The organism is Gordonibacter pamelaeae 7-10-1-b, assembly GCF_000210055.1.
Taxonomy (GTDB): Bacteria; Actinomycetota; Coriobacteriia; order Coriobacteriales; family Eggerthellaceae; genus Gordonibacter; species Gordonibacter pamelaeae.
Map to the genome: position 1 here is coordinate 2,979,455 of NC_021021.1, position 2,430 is coordinate 2,981,884.

Here is a 2,430-nt window from a genome sequence, read left to right on the forward strand (position 1 = left end):
AGCGCACGGCGCCCACGGGGCGCCCGCGCCTCACCTCGGAGGATGACAGAACGGCATACCACTGGTTCGGGATCATGGGGGCCTCGCTTCCTGCGGCGCGAGGCAGCTGCCGCGGCCGCAAACCGGATCGACTCCCCCCCATTGTCCTGCGCGCATGCACCCCCGGGCAACCAACGGCTTTTGCACCGCCGGTCAACGCACCGGCAACGCGGCGGCGTTATCGAAAGCGGTGCGGGCGAGCCTTTGCCAATCCCCGGGCACTTGGAGCCGGAGCGGGTGACCGCAAGCGAGGCCGCCCTTCGAGGGAGGTCACCGGGCAGGACGGTCGCGGGGCCGGGCGATCGCGGAGGAGGACACAAGGCAGAACGGAAAGATGGTATGATCGACGCCACCGAGGGAAAGGCGGATGACATGAGGATACTGGGTATAGGGGTGCCGGAGCTGCTAATCTTTGTCGTCTACCCACTGATAATCGCGCTGTTCGTAGCCATCGGATACCTAGTGGTGAAAAAGGCGGTCAAGAAGGCCATCATCGAGGCCCATGACGAGATCGAGACGCGCGGCAAGCAAGGGTAGGCGTCCGAACGGACGCGGCGGTTCGGGCGCCGCGGACGCCCTGCGGCGGATGCTGCGGACCGAAGGCCGAAAGCGCCCCGCAAGGGCCGCCGGCTTCCGGACTGCGCCGTCAGTCGGCGATGACCACGCCGAGGCGCTGGGCGATGCCGGCGGCCTGGTAGAGGTCCATGCGGCAGCCCTTGAGCTCGCCCATGGCGTCGGAGAGCACGATATCGGCCAGCTGGCAGGTCGTGAAGTCGATGCCGGCAAGCGAGGTGCGGAAGAAGCTCGTGCCCGTGAAGCGCACGTCGTCGAAGACGGTGCGCGCAAGTCGCGCCTCGGACAGGTCGGCGTGCGAGAAATCGTCAGCACGCGCGAGCACGTCGGTCAGCCTGGCCTTCGCGAGCGACGCATAGGACAGCGTGGAGTCGCTCAGCTCGGTGCGGGCAAGCACGGCCTCGGTGAAGTTCGCTCCCGTGAACTTGCACGAGGAGAACGTGCAGCGCGTGAAGTTCGCCTCGGAGAAATCGCTGTTGGAGAAATCGCAGCCGGAGAACGCCACGTCGGCGAACGAGGCACGGGAGAAGTCGCAGGCCGTGTAGCGACAGCCCTCGACGCGCGACTCGGACAGCTCGAGCAGCGAGAAGTCGGCGCGCACGGCTGCATCGCCCGCGACGAGCACGTGCGCAACGAGCGGGTCGCCGTCCATCTCGCGCTCGATCCACGCAGCGAGCGCGTCCACCGCCGCCAGCTCGCCGGGCACGGCCGGGTTGGCGGGATGGGGTTTCGGGGAGTTCTTCATGGGGCAGCCTCTTTCTGTCCCCATCATTCTACCTGAAAAGGAGGGCGAACCGGGAGCGCAGGAGGTACGCCCCGCTACCGCGGCGCGATGGCGTCCGACGGGCACACCTCGCGGCAGCGGCCGCAGTGGAGGCACGCCTGCTGCTCGATGAAGGCGCGGCCGTCGGGCCGCGGCGCGATGCAGCCCTGTGGACAAGCCGCGAAGCAGGCACCGCAGCCGGTGCAGGCGTCCGAAACCGTGAAGCCCTCGCGCGCGACGGGGCCGCCGCCCAGCGCGAACGGTGCGCGGAAGAGGGGGTGGCGGCCCAGGTCGAAGAACTCTCCCTGGCCCCGCTCCAGGTAGAACGCCTCCAGCACGTAACGCGAATCGCCGGGGTAGAGCTCCTCCATGGAGGGGTTGAGCTCGAACACGCGGTCCACGAGACGGCGCTGCTCGACCGGATCGTCGGGGTGCTCCACCGGGCCGCGCAGCCGGCACGTGCGGTAGTCGGGCGACTGTCCTACGATCGCCACATAGCGCGTGCGCATGACCTGTCCATAGAACGCCTTGCCGCGCGCGGCCACGAAATAAAGCCGACCGCCCTCCACCATCATGACGTCGATGACGCGCACGGCGGGCAGGCCGTCCTCGTCGACGGTGGCGAAGGCCACGTCGCGCACCTCGCGTAGGAACCGAAGGCAGGAATCTGCGTCTACCGTCATTGCTCCCCCTTTCCCGCCGCGCTCGCGATCAGCGGCCACAGCTCGGCGATGTCGCCTTGCAGGCCCACGCCCGGCACGCCCTCGGGCAGGCGGGCGTCGTCGTAGTTCAGGCGCACGAGCGGGGTGTTCGTCGCGCGGGCCAGCGCCTCGAACGGGAAGCGGACGATGCCCGGCGTGTTCCACCCCACGCCCAGCTCCAGCAGCACGGCGGGCTCGCGCTCCATGCCCTCGACGAAGCGGCGGTAGCGCTCCTGGGAGGCATGCCATTCGGCGTTCTCTACGAAGTGCCCGTCCACGCGCAGGTGCACGGCCATCGGGCCGCCGCACACGGGGCACGCGGGCACGAGCTCGGAGGGCACGAGGCAGTCCTCG

The 2,430-nt window shown here is 69.1% G+C and carries 4 protein-coding genes; 1 reads left to right on the plus strand and 3 read right to left on the minus strand.

Features of this window, described 5'->3' with window-relative positions:
- The first annotated feature begins 378 nt into the window (after nt 1–378).
- On the plus strand, nt 379–576 hold the full coding sequence (locus GPA_RS13735) for a hypothetical protein (protein WP_015540237.1): 198 nt from the start codon (nt 379–381) through the stop codon (nt 574–576).
- 109 nt (nt 577–685) lie between these two features.
- Here the strand turns inward: GPA_RS13735 and GPA_RS13740 are convergent, their stop codons facing one another.
- The 3 genes from GPA_RS13740 to GPA_RS13750 all read right to left on the minus strand — a co-directional run.
- Nucleotides 686–1,357, minus strand: a complete 672-nt coding sequence (locus tag GPA_RS13740; protein ID WP_015540238.1) for a pentapeptide repeat-containing protein — start codon at nt 1,355–1,357, stop codon at nt 686–688.
- Nucleotides 1,358–1,431: 74 nt separating this feature from the next.
- Nucleotides 1,432–2,058: a 4Fe-4S binding protein gene (locus tag GPA_RS13745; protein WP_015540239.1), complete on the minus strand. Its 627-nt coding sequence runs from the start codon at nt 2,056–2,058 to the stop codon at nt 1,432–1,434.
- On the minus strand, nt 2,055–2,430 hold a 376-nt coding region (locus GPA_RS13750; protein ID WP_462486146.1), incomplete at its 5' end, for an SIR2 family NAD-dependent protein deacylase. The genes GPA_RS13750 and GPA_RS13745, both read right to left, overlap by 4 nt.